14 protein-coding genes and 1 pseudogene are annotated in these 14,146 nt (G+C 72.2%); 7 read left to right on the top strand and 8 right to left on the bottom strand.

All coding sequences use genetic code 11. The features are described 5' to 3' along the window. The 3 genes and pseudogenes from IE278_RS13620 to IE278_RS43395 form a co-directional block, all read right to left on the bottom strand. Nucleotides 1-1,027 (bottom strand): serine/threonine-protein kinase (locus IE278_RS13620; RefSeq protein ID WP_189771993.1); only part of this gene is annotated, 1,027 nt, incomplete at its 3' end. Between the two features lie 339 nt (nucleotides 1,028-1,366). Continuing rightward, nucleotides 1,367-2,050: an AfsK-binding protein KbpA gene (gene kbpA / locus IE278_RS13615; RefSeq protein WP_373311989.1), complete on the bottom strand. Its 684-nt coding sequence runs from the start codon at nucleotides 2,048-2,050 to the stop codon at nucleotides 1,367-1,369. Nucleotides 2,051-2,521: 471 nt separating this feature from the next. Beyond that, nucleotides 2,522-2,641, bottom strand: a pseudogene (locus IE278_RS43395) (VOC family protein); the annotation flags it as partial. Nucleotides 2,642-2,765: 124 nt separating this feature from the next. Here IE278_RS43395 and IE278_RS13605 point away from each other — a divergent pair. Then, nucleotides 2,766-3,413, top strand: coding sequence for a TetR family transcriptional regulator (locus IE278_RS13605; RefSeq protein ID WP_107015451.1), 648 nt, complete (start codon nucleotides 2,766-2,768; stop codon nucleotides 3,411-3,413). 136 nt (nucleotides 3,414-3,549) lie between these two features. Here the strand turns inward: IE278_RS13605 and IE278_RS13600 are convergent, their stop codons facing one another. Both IE278_RS13600 and IE278_RS13595 read right to left on the bottom strand, forming a co-directional pair. Then, nucleotides 3,550-4,104: a nitroreductase family deazaflavin-dependent oxidoreductase gene (locus IE278_RS13600; protein WP_189771991.1), complete on the bottom strand. Its 555-nt coding sequence runs from the start codon at nucleotides 4,102-4,104 to the stop codon at nucleotides 3,550-3,552. Continuing rightward, the gene (locus IE278_RS13595) at nucleotides 4,101-5,294 is read right to left on the bottom strand and encodes an acyl-CoA dehydrogenase family protein (protein ID WP_189771990.1); all 1,194 of its coding nucleotides are present in this window, start codon (nucleotides 5,292-5,294) and stop codon (nucleotides 4,101-4,103) included. The genes IE278_RS13600 and IE278_RS13595 overlap by 4 nt, the downstream gene beginning before the upstream one ends. A 148-nt stretch (nucleotides 5,295-5,442) precedes the next feature. Here IE278_RS13595 and IE278_RS13590 point away from each other — a divergent pair, with 148 nt between their 5' ends. Further along, nucleotides 5,443-6,621: a thiolase C-terminal domain-containing protein gene (locus IE278_RS13590; protein WP_189771987.1), complete on the top strand. Its 1,179-nt coding sequence runs from the start codon at nucleotides 5,443-5,445 to the stop codon at nucleotides 6,619-6,621. Between the two features lie 186 nt (nucleotides 6,622-6,807). Here IE278_RS13590 and IE278_RS13585 read toward each other — a convergent pair whose 3' ends face one another. Beyond that, nucleotides 6,808-7,710 (bottom strand): SDR family oxidoreductase, encoded by a 903-nt coding sequence (locus tag IE278_RS13585; protein WP_189771985.1) that lies wholly within the window; start codon nucleotides 7,708-7,710, stop codon nucleotides 6,808-6,810. Between the two features lie 51 nt (nucleotides 7,711-7,761). Here IE278_RS13585 and IE278_RS13580 point away from each other — a divergent pair, with 51 nt between their 5' ends. The 3 genes from IE278_RS13580 (at nucleotide 7,762) to IE278_RS13570 (ending at nucleotide 10,856) form a co-directional block, all read left to right on the top strand. Beyond that, nucleotides 7,762-8,412 carry a TetR/AcrR family transcriptional regulator gene (locus IE278_RS13580; RefSeq protein ID WP_213089719.1) on the top strand — a complete coding sequence of 217 codons (651 nt, stop codon included), beginning with the start codon at nucleotides 7,762-7,764 and terminating at the stop codon, nucleotides 8,410-8,412. A 379-nt stretch (nucleotides 8,413-8,791) separates the two neighbouring features. Further along, nucleotides 8,792-9,940, top strand: coding sequence for a C40 family peptidase (locus IE278_RS13575; RefSeq protein WP_189771981.1), 1,149 nt, complete (start codon nucleotides 8,792-8,794; stop codon nucleotides 9,938-9,940). Nucleotides 9,941-9,944: 4 nt separating this feature from the next. Beyond that, the gene (locus tag IE278_RS13570) at nucleotides 9,945-10,856 is read left to right on the top strand and encodes a hypothetical protein (RefSeq protein ID WP_189771979.1); all 912 of its coding nucleotides are present in this window, start codon (nucleotides 9,945-9,947) and stop codon (nucleotides 10,854-10,856) included. A 419-nt stretch (nucleotides 10,857-11,275) separates the two neighbouring features. Here the strand turns inward: IE278_RS13570 and IE278_RS13565 are convergent, their stop codons facing one another. Both IE278_RS13565 and IE278_RS13560 read right to left on the bottom strand, forming a co-directional pair. Continuing rightward, nucleotides 11,276-11,890, bottom strand: coding sequence for a dihydrofolate reductase family protein (locus IE278_RS13565; protein WP_189771977.1), 615 nt, complete (start codon nucleotides 11,888-11,890; stop codon nucleotides 11,276-11,278). 101 nt (nucleotides 11,891-11,991) lie between these two features. Beyond that, on the bottom strand, nucleotides 11,992-12,621 hold the full coding sequence (locus IE278_RS13560; RefSeq protein WP_246570297.1) for a GtrA domain-containing protein: 630 nt from the start codon (nucleotides 12,619-12,621) through the stop codon (nucleotides 11,992-11,994). 345 nt (nucleotides 12,622-12,966) lie between these two features. On the opposite strand from IE278_RS13560, the gene IE278_RS13555 reads away from it, so the two are divergent. Together IE278_RS13555 and IE278_RS13550 are read left to right on the top strand one after the other, a co-directional pair. Then, nucleotides 12,967-13,392 (top strand): pyridoxamine 5'-phosphate oxidase family protein, encoded by a 426-nt coding sequence (locus tag IE278_RS13555; RefSeq protein ID WP_189771976.1) that lies wholly within the window; start codon nucleotides 12,967-12,969, stop codon nucleotides 13,390-13,392. Between the two features lie 27 nt (nucleotides 13,393-13,419). Continuing rightward, the gene (locus IE278_RS13550; RefSeq protein ID WP_189771974.1) at nucleotides 13,420-14,145 is read left to right on the top strand and encodes a pyridoxine/pyridoxamine 5'-phosphate oxidase; all 726 of its coding nucleotides are present in this window, start codon (nucleotides 13,420-13,422) and stop codon (nucleotides 14,143-14,145) included. The last annotated feature ends 1 nt before the right edge of the window (nucleotide 14,146 follow it).

Genomic DNA, 14,146 nt, shown 5'->3' with positions numbered 1-14,146 from the left:
CCGCGCCGACCGGTACGGACGGCAGGGGCGGGGGCATGGCCGGCGGCCTCGGCGGGTCGTGGGGCGGCGGGGGCGGCACCACGGCCACTCCGCGTCCGCCACTGCGGCCGGACGGCGGCTTCGGGGCCGGCCGGCCACCGCGCCGCGTCTCGATCAGGCTCACGGCCCGCTCGGGCAGCCACGCGGACGCGGTACCGCTGTCGTCGGAGCCGGAACCGAAGAGATGGGGTGCCAGCTGGGCCTGGAGGTCGGCCGGGTTGGGGCGGGCCGTCGCGTCCATCTGCATACAGGACTCGATCAGCGGGCGCAGCTCGTCGGGGAGGCCTTCGAGGTCCGGGCCCTCCCGCAGCAGCATGAAGACGGTCTCGACGGGGTTCGCGCCGTGGAAGGGCGCGTGGCCCGTGGCGGCGAAGACGAGCATCGAGCCGAGCGAGAAGACATCGCTCGCGCCGGTGACGCTGCGGGAGTCCTTGGCCTGCTCGGGTGACATGTAGGCGGGGGTGCCGACGGCGACGTTCGTCATGGTCAGGCGCGTGTTCGAGACACCGGAGGCGATACCGAAGTCGATGACGCGCGGCCCGTCCTCGACGACGAGGACGTTCGACGGCTTCAGGTCGCGGTGGACGAGACCGGCGCCGTGGATGGACTGCAGCGCCTCGGCGACACCCGCGGCGAGCCAGCGGACCGCCTGGGCCGGCATCGGCCCGCACTCGGTCACTATCTCTTCGAGGGAGGGCGCGGGTACGTACGCGGTGGCCAGCCAGGGCACGGCCGCGCGGGCGTCGGCGTCGACCACGGCCGCCGTGTAGAAGCCTGAGACGGCACGGGCCGCCTCGACCTCGCGCGAGAAGCGGACGCGGAACAGCTGGTCCTCGGCGAGCTCGGTCCTGACCGTCTTGATCGCCACGCGCCGGCCCGAGGCCGAACGCGCGAGATAGACCAGCCCCATGCCGCCGGCGCCCAGCCGTCCCAGCACCTCGAACGGCCCGATCCGCCGCGGATCGTGCTGTGTCAGCTGATCCACCACTTGCCTGCCACCTCCCCGTACGCGGCCGCGCTTCCAGCCACCGCTCCAGCCGCAGCGTCGCCACTGCGCAGCGTCTCACCACCGAACCGCTCCGGCGGCACGCACCCCGATTCTTCCTGTCCTGCGCTCCGGTTGCGAACCCGGGACCCATTCGGGATGTCTCCCGCCATTCCCGGGCAAAAAGCCCGGGTCTGCCTTGCTTTTCAACGTCGGCCGGGGCTTTTCGGTGCCTTTCAGAGCTTCCCGCACGGGTTTCAGCCCTGGAGCATCGCCCATTTCAGCGGCGCAGAAACCTGAATTTCCGCGCTGGGGCACGCCTCGTCCCCCATCGTGGACGCCTCATCCCCCGTCCCGGCGCTGCAGCAGCGCGAACGACGCCCCCTGATTGTCACTGACGACGGCGACCCGCCCGTACGAGGTGTCGAACGGCGGGGCCTGGACACGGCCGCCGAGCCGCACCACCGCGCCGAGCGCGGCCTCGCAGTCCTGGACCCCGAAGTGCACGAGGAAGTGGGGCGGCATCTCCGCGGGATAGACGTCGGAGATGTGTGCGCGGCCGAATTCACGGGTGGCGCCCGGCCCGAAGAGGGCCTCGCGGAACAGGCCGGGATAGAAGGCGTCGGCGGTGGCGGTGTCCCGGCAGTACAGCTCGACCCAGCTGAAGGTGCCGGTTCCGCGGCTGCTGCCGAAGCCGGGGTGCGTACCGGCCTGCCAGAGCCCGAAGACCGCGCCCTCGGGGTCGGCGGCTAGGGCCCCGACACCGTACGGGCCCACCGGCACGGGTGTCGTGACGATCTGGCCGCCTCCCTTGCGGATGCAGTCGGCCATGTCGTGGGCGTCCGGGGTGGCGAAGTAGACCGCCCACACGGTGGGCATACGGCCGTCCCGCTTCGGCACGAGCGCGGCAACGGGCTCCCCACCGAGCCACGCCCGCACGGCCCCGGCGTAGGGCCCGTCGTCCCACCGCCGCGCCTCGGCGGACGCCGACCGCCCATACCTGGAGTCCCCCGACGGCTCCCCCACCCCACGGCCGCCGGACCCCTGCCCACCCGCGGGGGGCTGCTGCCCGTCCGGGGCAGCCTGCCGCCCTTCCGAGGGAGGCTCCAACCCGCCCGCAGGGGGCTGGTGCCCGTCCGCGGGAGCCTGGCGCCCATCCGAGGGAGGCCTCTGCCCATCCTCGGGAGCCTGCCGCCCGTCCGGGGGAGGCTTCCGCTCGCCCGTAGGGGACCGCTGGCCCTCAGCGGGAGGCCACTGCTCGCCCGCAGGGGCCCCTTGCCCGTCGTCGGCGGACCGTTCCTGCCGCTCCGCCGGAAGGCGCTGCTCGCCGTCGGGAGACAGCCGCCCGCCCCCGGCGGGCCGTCCCGGCCCCTCCGCGGGAGGGCGCTGCCCGCCCTCGGGGGACAGCCGCCCGCCCTCGGAGGACGGGGGCGTGCCCGCAGAGGACGGGGGCCCGCCCTCGGAGGACAGCCGTCCGTCCTCGGTGGGGGCGTACGGTTCGAAGGTCCAGCCGAAGAGTCCGCCGTAGAAGCGCTTGCCCGCCTCGACGTCCGGGAGCTGGGCGTCGATCCAGCAGGGGACGCCCTCGGCGAACGCGGCAGAGTCAGATCCAGCCATGCGGCCAAGCTAACGGCGTTCCACTCATCCCGCAGAGCGGGCGGCTCCACCGCCCCGCAGTCCCGTGCACCCCATTTGCAGTCGGCCGAATCGCGCTCCGATCACCCCTCGGTAAGCTGACGGCATGACAGGACAAGTGCGTACCGTCGACGGCCGTGTGGCCGGTCGGCGCGGGCAGGCGACGCGGCAGAAGCTGCTCGACTGCCTCAGCGAGATGCTCAGCTCCTCGCCCTACCGCGACGTCAAAGTCATCGACGTCGCCCGGAAGGCGGGCACTTCACCGGCGACCTTCTACCAGTACTTCCCGGACGTCGAAGGCGCCGTCCTGGAGATCGCCGAGCAAATGGCGGCCGAGGGCGCCGGGTTGACGGAGCTCCTCGAAGGACGCTCCTGGGTCGGCAAGGCGGGGTGGCAGACCGCGCAGGAACTCGTGGACGGGTTCCTCGAGTTCTGGCGCAAAAACGATGCCATCCTCCGGGTCGTCGACCTGGGCGCCGCCGAGGGCGACAAACGCTTCTACAAGATCCGTATGAAGATCCTCAACTCCGTGAACAACTCCCTCACGGACACGGTCAAGGAGCTCCAGGCCAAGGGCAAGGTCGACAAGGACGTCAGCCCCGCGGCCATGGCGGGCTCCCTCGTGGCGATGCTCGCGGCGGTGGCCTCGCACCAGAAGGGCTTCCAGACGTGGGGCGTCAAGCAGGCTGAACTGAAGCCGAACCTGGCCCTGTTGGTGCACCTGGGCGTGACGGGCAAGAAGCCGACCAAGTAGTTCACGCGTTTCCCGCCGCCCCGCCGTTCCCAGGCACACGTCCTGTCACACAGGCGGCAGTCCACCCCGGTGGACTGCCGCCTGTCGCACTCCCGGCCCCGCTCCCGGCCCCGCTCCTGGACCCAGCCCGGACCGGTCACCTCCGTACCACGATCCGGAACAGCCGGATCTCCCGCTCCACCCGTGCCTGGTACGTCGCGTACGGCGGCCAGAACTCCAGCAGCGCCCGCCACACCGCGTCCCGTTCCGCGCCGGCCAGCAGGCGGGCGGTCACCGGGATGTCCCTGCCCTTCCAGTTGATCTCCGCGTCCGGGTGGGCGAGCAGATTGGCGGTCCAGGCGGGATGGTCCGTACGCCCGAAGTTGGACCCGACGAGAATCCAGCTACCGACCGCACCCTCGCTCCCGTCCCCTCCCCTGCCCCCGCCCTCGACCGCGCCCTCACCCGTACGCCCCTCCGGCATACAGGCCAGCGGCGTACGCCTGGGCAGCCCGCTTCTCGCGCCCCGCGCCGTGAGGATGACGCCGGGCAGCATCTGGGCGCTGAGCAGCACCTTTCCGCGCGTGAGCCGGTGCACCGCACGGTCCAGCGCCGGAACGACATGCGGTGCGATCTTGGCGAAACCCCGGGTCGAGGACACCTTCTGCACCAGCCGCACCCCAGGACGCCGACGGGAGGGAAGCGTGGTCATCGGACCGCCACCTCCCCGCCGCCGCCGAAGAGCCGCGCCTCCTCCGCCGCGTACGCGCGCAGCCGGTGCACCGGCCCGAAGAGCAGTTCGTCGCCGGCCGCCCGCTTGAAGTACAGGTGCGCCTCGTGCTCCCAGGTGAACCCGATCCCGCCGTGCAGCTGAATCGCCTCTGAGGCGCAGACGCGCAGCGCCTCCAGTGCCTGCGCGAGCGCGAGCCCGCCGACCCTCTCCGTCCCCTCGACGGTCGCCCAAGCCGCGTAGTAGGCGGCGGAGCGCGCGCCCTGGACCTGTACGTACAGGTCGGCCAGCCGGTGCTTCACCGCCTGGAACGATCCGATCGCGCGCCCGAACTGCTCGCGCTGCTTGACGTACTCCACGGTCCGTTCCAGTACGCGGTCGGCGCCGCCGACGGCCTCGGCTGCGAGGACGGCGGCGGCCGAGTCCCCCACGGCGGCGAGAACACCGCCGAGATCGACGCCGCCTCCGTCCCCGTCCCCCAGTAACTCGGCCTCGACATCCCGCAATTGGATGCGGCTCTGCGACCGGGTCTCGTCGAGCGAGGTCTGCCGTACGCGGGTCGCCCCGCCCCGGACGAGGAAGAAGAGGGTGCGAGAGCGGGCGAAGCCTCCGGTGTGCGCGGCGACGACCAGCAGCTCCGCGCTGTGCCCGTCCAGCACCTGGTCGGCCTGCCCGTACAGCCGCCACCCGCCGTCGGCCTGCCGCGCCTGTACGCCTCCGGCCCGCCCGCCGCCCGCCCAGTCACCGCGGTTGCCGCCGGTCAGCCCGAGTGCGGTGGTCAGTGCCGCCCCCGGCACGACGAGGGCCGCGGTGAGTTCACCGGAGGCGATACGGGGCAGCAGCGCGGCGCGCTGGCCCGCGCTGCCGAGGGCGCGTACGAGGGGCGCGCTCAGGACGGCGGTGGCGAGGAGGGGGGAGGGGGCGAGGGCCCGTCCCATCTCCTCGGCGGCCAGGGCGAGTTCGGTCGTCGTGCAGCCCACTCCCCCGTACTGCTCGGGGAGCGCGAGGCCGGGCAGGCCGAGTTGCTGGGCGAGGGCTTCCCAGAGGCCGGGATCCCAGCCGTCCGCGGTCCGTACGGCGGCTCTGACCTCCTCCGGTCCACAGCGTTTGAGGAGCAGCTCACGGAGGGTGCGGCGGATCTCGTCCTGTTCCGCGGTGAAGGTGGCGTCCATCGGCGGGCTCCTCCCCGGGCCGGCTGTCCGGCGCCCGGATCCCTGATCTGATGGGCCGTCATGTTAGAGCGGCGACCGGCAGATGCACAGGGCCGCGACGGCACCACACCTCCCGCGCCACCGCGGATCTGATGTACCGTCAGATTCCATGAGTCCGTGCCCGTCAGGGAACCGCAAGGTGGCCGTCGTCGGCGTGGCCCTCTCCGACTGCGGCCGGGTGGACGAGACGACGCCGTACGCGCTGCACGCCCAGGCCGCCCGCCGCGCCCTGGCCGACTCGGGCCTCGACCGGTCGGTGATCGACGGCTTCGCCTCGGCGGGCCTCGGCACGCTCGCACCCGTCGAGGTCGCGGAGTATCTGGGCCTGCGTCCGACCTGGGTCGACTCGACGTCCGTCGGCGGATCGACGTGGGAGGTCATGGCGGCGCACGCGGCCGACGCGATCGCGGCGGGCCGGGCGAACGCGGTCCTGCTGGCGTACGGGTCCACGGCCCGCGCGGACATCAGGGCGGGCCGCCGTACCGGCGACCTCTCCTTCGGCGCCCGGGGGCCGCTCCAGTTCGAGGTCCCGTACGGGCACACGCTCATCGCCAAGTACGCGATGGCCGCGCGGCGCCACATGCACGCATACGGCACCACGCTGGAGCAGTTGGCGTCGGTGGCGGTGCAGGCGCGCCAGAACGCGGCGCTCAATCCCGACGCGATGTTCCGCGACCCGATCACGGTCGACGACGTCCTGTCGGGCCCGATGATCGCGGACCCCTTCACCAAACTGCACTGCTGTCCGCGGTCGGACGGCGGGGCGGCGGTCCTGCTGGTGGCGGAGGAGTACGTACGGGACTGCCGTACGGCCCCTGTCTGGGTCCTCGGCACCGGTGAGCACGTCTCGCACACGACGATGTCCGAGTGGCCCGACTTCACGGTGTCGCCGGCGGCGGTGAGCGGGCGGATCGCGTTCGGGCGGGCGGGAGTCCGGCCGGCGGAGATCGACGTGGCGCAGATCTACGACGCCTTCACGTACATGACGCTCGTGACCCTGGAGGACCTCGGCTTCTGCGCGAAGGGGGAGGGGGGCGCGTTCGTGGAGAAGGGCCGGCTGAGGGTGACGGGCGGGGAGCTGCCGGTCAACACGGACGGGGGCGGGCTGTCGGCCCAGCATCCCGGGATGCGGGGGTTGTTCCTCCTGGTGGAGGCGGTCCGCCAACTCCGGGGAGAGGCGGGGGCCCGCCAGGTCCGCCGCACGTCCGGCGAGCTGCCCGCGCTGGCGGTGGCGTCGGGGACGGGGGGGTGGTTCTGCTCGGCGGGGACGGTGGTGCTGGGGAGGTAAGCGCCTCCAGCTGGGGGTTGGGTGCGGGTCGGTCGGGGTTGCTTCTAGGGGCGCCGGGAACTGCGCAACTCGCCCCCGACGGGCCGCACCCCTTGCGCGACCGGCCCCCCCCCTGCCCCCCTGGCCCGCGCTCAGGCGCGGATCGCTCCCCGCCGGGGTGTGCCTCCGTGGGAGGCGGTGGGGCGGTCACGCAGTGGATCCTGATGCGGCTGTCGGTGTGGGGCCCTTCGGGTAGTGGCGGCGCAAGTTCGTGGCCAGGATGCGGTCCAGGGCGCGGTCGGAGAGGACGCGGACCAGGCGGGTGATCACGGCGGCGTCCCGGCCCGCGGTGTAGCGGGTGCGCGGCCTGCGAGCCCGTACCGCCTTCGCGATGACCAGCGCGGCGGCGTCGGCGGTCAGCCCCGATTCCGTACCCGAGGCCATGAGCGTGTTGTTCGCCCGGACCAAACTCCCGTACCGCGCGTCGTGTTCCGGCGACATCCGGGCGGCGAGCCGGTTCGCCGTCTCGATCCCCCGGGAGGCCATCTCCGTACGGACGCCGCCGGGTTCGACCACGACCACCTGTACGCCCAGCGGCGCCATCTCCCGGCGGAGCGAGTCGCTGACCGCCTCCATGGCGAACTTGGCCCCGGCGTAGGCACCGTACGTGGCCATGGCGACCTTCCCGCCGACCGAACTGATGTTGATCACCCGGCCCTTGCTGCGCAGCAGGGCGGGCAGGAGCGCCTGGGTGAGGGCGATGTGGCCGAACAGGTTGACCTCGAAGACCCGCCGCCACTCCGCCATGGGCAGCGTTTCGACCGGGGCGTTCACCTGGATACCGGCGTTGTTGACGAGCGCGTGCAGCGCGCGCGGGTCGTCGGCGACCCGCGCGGCGAGTGCCGCCACCTGCTCGGGCTCGGTGATGTCGAGGATGACCGGCTCGATGCCGTGCGCGCGGATGGCGTCGGCGTCACGGTCACGGCGTACGCCGGCCAGGACATGGAAGCCCTGGCGGGCCAGTTCTCGGGCGGCCGACGCGCCCAGGCCGGTGGAGGCGCCGGTCACGACGACCAGTCGCTGGGGCTGGGTTTCAGATGACGTTGTCACCTTGGTTACGGTACCGGTTGAGATGACGGTGTCAACTGTATGATGGGCGTCATGGTCACCCGAGCGGAGTCCGCCGCCGCCACCCGCCGTGCTCTGCTCGACGCCGCCGCCGAGCTCCTCGACCTGGGCGGCCCCGAAGCCGTCACCCTGCGGGAGGTGGGCGCGCGGGCGGGCGTGAGCCGTGGCGCGCCGTACCGGCACTTCACGGGCAAGGACAGCCTGCTGACCGCTGTCGTGACCGAGGGCTGGGAGCGGATCGCCGACCAGGTCCACGCGCTGCGGACCGACGAGGCGCTGTCGGCGTCCGAGAAGATGCGCGGCGCACTGCGTGCCCTCATCGGCTTCGGGCGTGAGCAGCCGCATCTGTATCTGATGCTGTTCAGGCGTCGCGGACACCGTCCCGAGGAACTCGGTGAAGGGCTCGACCGCGTCCGGCGTCAGCTGTGCGGGCCGGAGAGCGATCCGATCGCGGAGCGGATGCGGGCGGCGGGTCGCTTCCAGGGCGAGTTCCTGCCCATCGTCACCGACCTCGTGGGCGAGCGGAACACGCGGCACTACGGTGCCCTGCTGCTGGCCGGCGCCCATGGCATCGCGGACATGGAACTGAGCGGCCACCTCAGCACGGAGGGGCTGCGCACCACGGCGGACGACCTGGTCGACACCCTCGTACGCATGGTCGCGGACGTCGGCGAGAACGCGTAACGGGCGCTCCCGACCCCCTCGCCCCCGGGGGGCGAGGGGGCCCTGCACACCCAGCCCGCAAGCGCCCGCAACCAAGAAGCCGCCGCCACCCCCACCCACCCAGGGGCGCGGGGAACGGCACACTCAACCCCGCCCAACCCGCACCCAAAACCCACCGGCGCCCGACTCCCCCAGGGGCGCGGGGAACTGCGCAACCAGCCCCCGCCGGTCCCCCAAAGACGTACGGCAGTAGAAAAGTTGCCTGCGCGCAGGTTGACACGCATGGGGATACAGGGGCCACAGGCACAAGTGGCGGTAGTGTGTTCGAGGGTTGAACGACCCCCCGTACACCAGCAGTCCCGTCCGAGCAGCCCGCACGTGACCTCTGAAAGTGGAGCTGATGAACGTGTCGACCGGCGGCAGACGGCTCCGGAGTCGCGCCACCATAGCCACCCTCGCCCTCGCGATATCCCTGATATCCGGCCCGAGTTACGCGGCCCCGGGCGATCCCGACCCGCAGGTCGACCAGTCGATCGAGGACATCCGCTCCGAACTGGATGGCCTCTACCGCGCCGCGGAAGTGGCCACCGAGGCCTACAACGCCGCGGACGAGAAGGCGACCAAGCAGCAGAAGCGGCTGACCTCGCTCCGCAAGGGCCTGGCCCGCGCCGAGACCCGCGTGGACGATCTGCACGACCTCGGCGGCGCGGCCGCCCGGTCGCAGTACCGCGGAGGCGATCTCGCCGCCACCGGCATCCAGTTGCTGCTCGGCGACCACCCCGAGCAGGCCCTGAACGAGGCGTCCCAGGCCCGTCAGGTCATGCGGGGCCTGGTCAACGTCTCCGAGTCCCAGAAGACCGCCCGCGCGGAACTGAGCCGGCAGACCGACAGCGCCGAGAAGGAACTGCGGAAGCTGAAGAGCAGCCGCGCGGACAAGGCCGAGGCGAAGCAGAAGATCGAGGGGAAGATCGCCGAGGCCGAGCAGATCGAGGCGGGCCTCGAAAAGGAACAGACCCGCGAACTCGCCGAGTTGGAGAGGCAGCGCGCCAAGGAGGCCGAGTCCCGCTGGACCGCCTCGGGCGGCGGCACCGCGTCCGGCAACGGGAGCGGAACCGGCAGCGGAGGCGGAAGCGGAGGCGGAGGCGGTAACGGGGGCGGCTCGGTCGGTGGTGGCGGCGGCGGCGGAACGACGGCGAGCGGGGCAGCCGCGAAGGCCGTCAACTTCGCGATGGCCCAGATCGGCAAGCCGTACGGGTGGGGCGCGGTGGGCCCCTCCGCGTACGACTGCTCGGGACTCACCTCCGTCGCGTGGGCGCGGGCCGGCCACCCCATACCCCGTACCTCGCAGGCGCAGTGGGCGGGATTGACCCGGGTCAGCCTGGCGTCCGCGCGGCCCGGCGACCTGATCATCTACTTCAACGACGCCACGCACGTGGGCATGTACATCGGGGGCGGGAAGATCGTCCACGCCCCGCGCCCAGGACGCACGATCACGACCGCCCCGGCCGCCTCCATGGCGATTCTCGGCGTCGTCCGACCGGGAGTATGAGCGGATGTCCCACTCGCTGACACCCCGTGACACGGGAAACCTGCCCGCGCTCGCCGCACGGCCGCTGATCCGCCTCGACGCCTACGTGGCCGAGGACGGATCGACGGTCGTCAACGGCCATCTGCTCGAAATGGGCGGCACGCGCAAGCCCAACGAGGCGATCCTCGACGCCATCGCCATGTTCGCCCGCACCCTGGGGGCCCCGGTGGCGGCCACCGTCATCGACCGCTCGGTGATGCAGGTGGCGCGCCTGCGGGTGCACCCCGACGGGTCGAGCCGGACCATCGCCGACGAGGACGATCTGCCGCCCGGGCTCGAACGCACCGCGGCGGAAGAGGAGGCGTTCCCTCCGCTGGCGCGCGTCGAGCGGATCATCCAGCACGCGCAGCGGGAGGAGCTGCATGCGGCGTTCGTGCTGGCCAGCGCGTTGCGGGAGCATCTCACGCTGCGCAGGGGGCCGGAGGACGACCTCTCGCTGGAGGCCCGGGCGATAGAGGCGTACCTGGCGTATCTGCGTGCCGACTACACCCTCTCCATCACGCTCGCGCTGACCGTCGCGCGCATCCGGTGCCGTACCGATCTGCACCGGGCGGCGCCCGATGTGGCTCGCGCCACGGCGGCTTGGCAGCGGCTGATGGACGAGGGGCAGGTGGTGACCCGGGGGCAGGAGTTGCTGCACATGTGGGGGCGGTTGTCCGCGGAGGGTGTGTTGCTGGAGCCGGCTCACCAGGCCATGGCGCACACGGTCCGGACCCGCCTCGAACACGGCGCCCGGGCCGTCCCGGCGCCCCCGTCCTCGGCGCCGGCCCTGCCCCCGGCCCAGGAGCCCGTAGCCCCCGAGGACAAGCCCCTCAAACCCACGAGAAGAGGCCTACGCCGCTTCACCCGCAAGGCGAGCAGGACGCCCGCGCCCTAAAGGACGCGGGCCGACCGACGGAGGGCTGGCCACGCAGCCCCCCACGCCCCACGGGTCGGCACGCAGCTCGTCGAGTGCGGGCCGGTCGGGGCTGGCCGCGCAGTTCCCCGCGCCCCTAAAAGCACAAACTGCGCCGGAAGCCTGGACCCTGATCGGCACGCAGCTCGTCGAGTACGGGCCGATGGAGGCTAGCCGCGCAGTTCCCCGCGCCCCTAAAAACAGGCCCGCTCCCCCAAGCCCAACCCACCCAGGGGCACGGGGAACTACGCAACAGCCCTCACCCCACCCACCTAGGGGCGCGGGGAACTGCGCGGGCAACACCGACCGACCCGCACCCAAAACCCACCGAGCGCCCGACCCACCCAGGGGCGCGGGGAACTGCGCACTCAGCCCACAACCACCCGCACCCAAAAGCCCGCCTACCGTCCGCCCTCGGACAAGTGCTCCCGAGCCCCCTCATACGTCGCATCCCCCACCGCACCCCCCGGCCCGTACACAAGACTCAACACCCCCGTCCCGAACGTCTCCGCAGAGATCAGCGTCAGCGGAACAGAGGGCTCCCCCTCGTCGAACAACCGCATCCCCTTGCGCACCGCGATCGGATGCACCAGCAGATGCAGCTCGTCCAACAACCCCGCCGCCAGCAACTGCCGCACCACCGACACGGACCCGCTGAGCGAGATGTCCCCGCCCTCCTCGCTCTTGAGCGCGGTCACGAACTCGACGAGGTCCCCCTCCATCTGCTCGGAGTTGCGCCACTCGAACTCCAGCCGCTTCTTCGACACGACGATCTTGCGCATGTCCCCGAGCTGCTTGGCGAACCCCGCGTCCTCACCCCCGGCGGCCTCCCGCTCCGGCCACGCCCCGGCGAAGCTGTCGTAGGTCTTGCGGCCGAACAGCATGGTGTCCGACGACCCGAAGGTCGCCCCGACGGCCGCGCCCATCTCGTCGTTGAAGTACGGGAAGTGCCACTGGTCGGGCGCCTCGACGACACCGTCGAGCGCGATGAACAGTCCGGCGCTGATCTTCCTCATGATGTTCCTCCAGGGTCCGAAAGAGCCGGTCGGCGAAAGTCCGTGAACCGGTCGCTACTTGGACGGTGAGAACCGGAAAAACTAATCGGTACCCCAGCCCATCACGCCCCGGCCGCGAGGACCAGCGGGGAGCGGGAGACGGGAGCGATCGCCACCGCCACGACCGGAACCGGAGCCACCGAGACCGGGGCCGGAGCCGGAGCCGAAGGATTCGGCCCCATCGAGACCGGGGCGACAGCCACAACCCCCTCGCCCACCTGCCCGAGCCCCTGCCCACGCCCACGCCCACGCCCTTCCGCACTCCCGAAGACGAACAGCCGCAGCACCAGGAACCGCCCCACCCCCGCGAGCCCGGAAGCGCCGAGGTAGACGATCTGCTCGGTGAGCACCCCGGGCGACGCCTGCACCAGGTGCAGGACCAGCACCGCCAGCGAGGTCACCGCGTAGGCGGCCGTGGCCGACCCCGCGGACTGCCAGTGCCGGCGCCACCCGGCCCGCTTCCCCGTCCCGAACGTGAACAGCGCGTGCAACTCGGTGCACAGAACCGTCGACACGACGGTGATCACCGCGTTCGCCACCCCCCACGGCAGCACCCCCGCCAGCAGCACCACCGCACCGCTGGAGAGAACCCCGACACCCCCGCCGCACACCACGAACCGCACGAAGGAGACGAACGCCCCGGAAGCGGCCACGCCCACCGTCTCCGGCTCCGCCGCGAGCTGCGACTTCATGGGGGTCTTCCTTCCGGGGGAAGAGGCTGCGGCCCCTTCGATCAACTGGCTTCGACCGGTTCAACAATGCCGTCGCCCGCCCGCCCCATCGAGACAGTCCGCACCCGGATCCATGGTGGTGCCAGCACCACCCCGGGCCTGCGCTGCACCCCCGTCCCCCGCCCTCACCCTCCCGTACGACGTACCGACGCCAACAGAGACGCGATGCCGCAATGGCGCAATGACGCAATGACGCCGTGGCGTTCCCGGCGTTCCCGGAATACGCGGACGGCCGGTTCACGCTGAAGAGAACTGAAAGAGCTGAAGGAACCACGGAACGACGCCGAAGCCACTCCGGAGGAACCCATGGCCCTGACCCGTGAAGAGCGCGAGAAGCTCCTCGCCGAACCGCACATCGCCGCGCTCGCCGTCGACGCGGGGGCGGGCCGCGCCCCGCTCACGGTGCCGATCTGGTACCAGTACGAGCCCGGCGGCATCGTCTGGATCCTGACCGGGCTGACCTCCCGGAAGAACGAGCTGATCAGCGCCGCGGGCAGGTTCTCCCTGATGGTGGACCGGCTCGAACCCACCATCCGGTACGTGTCGGTCGAGGGGCCGGTCGTCGAAACGACCCCCGCCACCCGCGAACAGCTCCACGAGATCTCGGCCCGCTACCTCCCGGCGGACAAGGTCGACGGGTACGTCGACTTCTCCTGGAAGGAACACGGCGAGATGGTGGTCATCCGGATGCGCCCCGACCGGTGGCTGTCGTCCGACCTCGGTTCGGTCTGAGGCCGCCCACCGCGTGACAATCGGGGCATGAGCGCCGACGCCCCCACCCCGCCCACGCCCGCCTCCCCCGACCCGTCAACCCCCTCCAGCCCCTCCCGTCCCACCGAGTTCGTACGGCTGCTGAGGGCCCAGCGGGTCTGGGACACCGAGCTGCCGGACTTCGCCCCGGCCGCGGCCCCCGCCGATCCGCTGCCGCTCTTCGAGCAGTGGTTCGCCGAGGCCGTGGCCGCCGGGCAGACCGAGCCGCACACGATGTCGCTGGCCACGGCGGACGCCGAGGGCCTGCCCGACGTACGGACCGTGATGCTGCACGGCGCCGACCAGGAGGGCTGGCACTTCGCCTCGCACGCGGGCAGCCGGAAGGGGCGGCACCTGGCGGCCCGCCCGTACGCGGCGCTCGGCTTCTACTGGCCGGCGCAGGGCCGGCAGATCCGGGTGCGCGGCCCGGTGGCCGTCGCCCCGCCCGAGGTCGCGCGGGCCGATCTGCACGCCCGCTCGACCGGCGCGCTCGCCTCCGCCCTGGTGGGCCGGCAGAGCGAAGTGCTGGACTCGTACGAGGAGTTGGAGCGCGCCTCGGACGCGGCCTGGGACCGTGCCCGCCGTGAGCCGGACGCCCCGGCGCCGTCGTGGACGGTGTACGTCCTGGAACCGGACGAGGTGGAGTTCTTCCAGGGCGACGCGCGCCGCCGGCACGTACGCCTGACCTACCGCCGCACGGACGGCACCTGGCGCAAGGACCTGCTGTGGCCCTGAC

Source organism: Streptomyces tauricus (genome assembly GCF_014650955.1).
GTDB lineage: Bacteria > Actinomycetota > Actinomycetes > Streptomycetales > Streptomycetaceae > Streptomyces > Streptomyces tauricus.
Note: the sequence above shows the minus strand (reverse complement) of the source record. Positions and strands in the feature narration are given on the sequence as shown.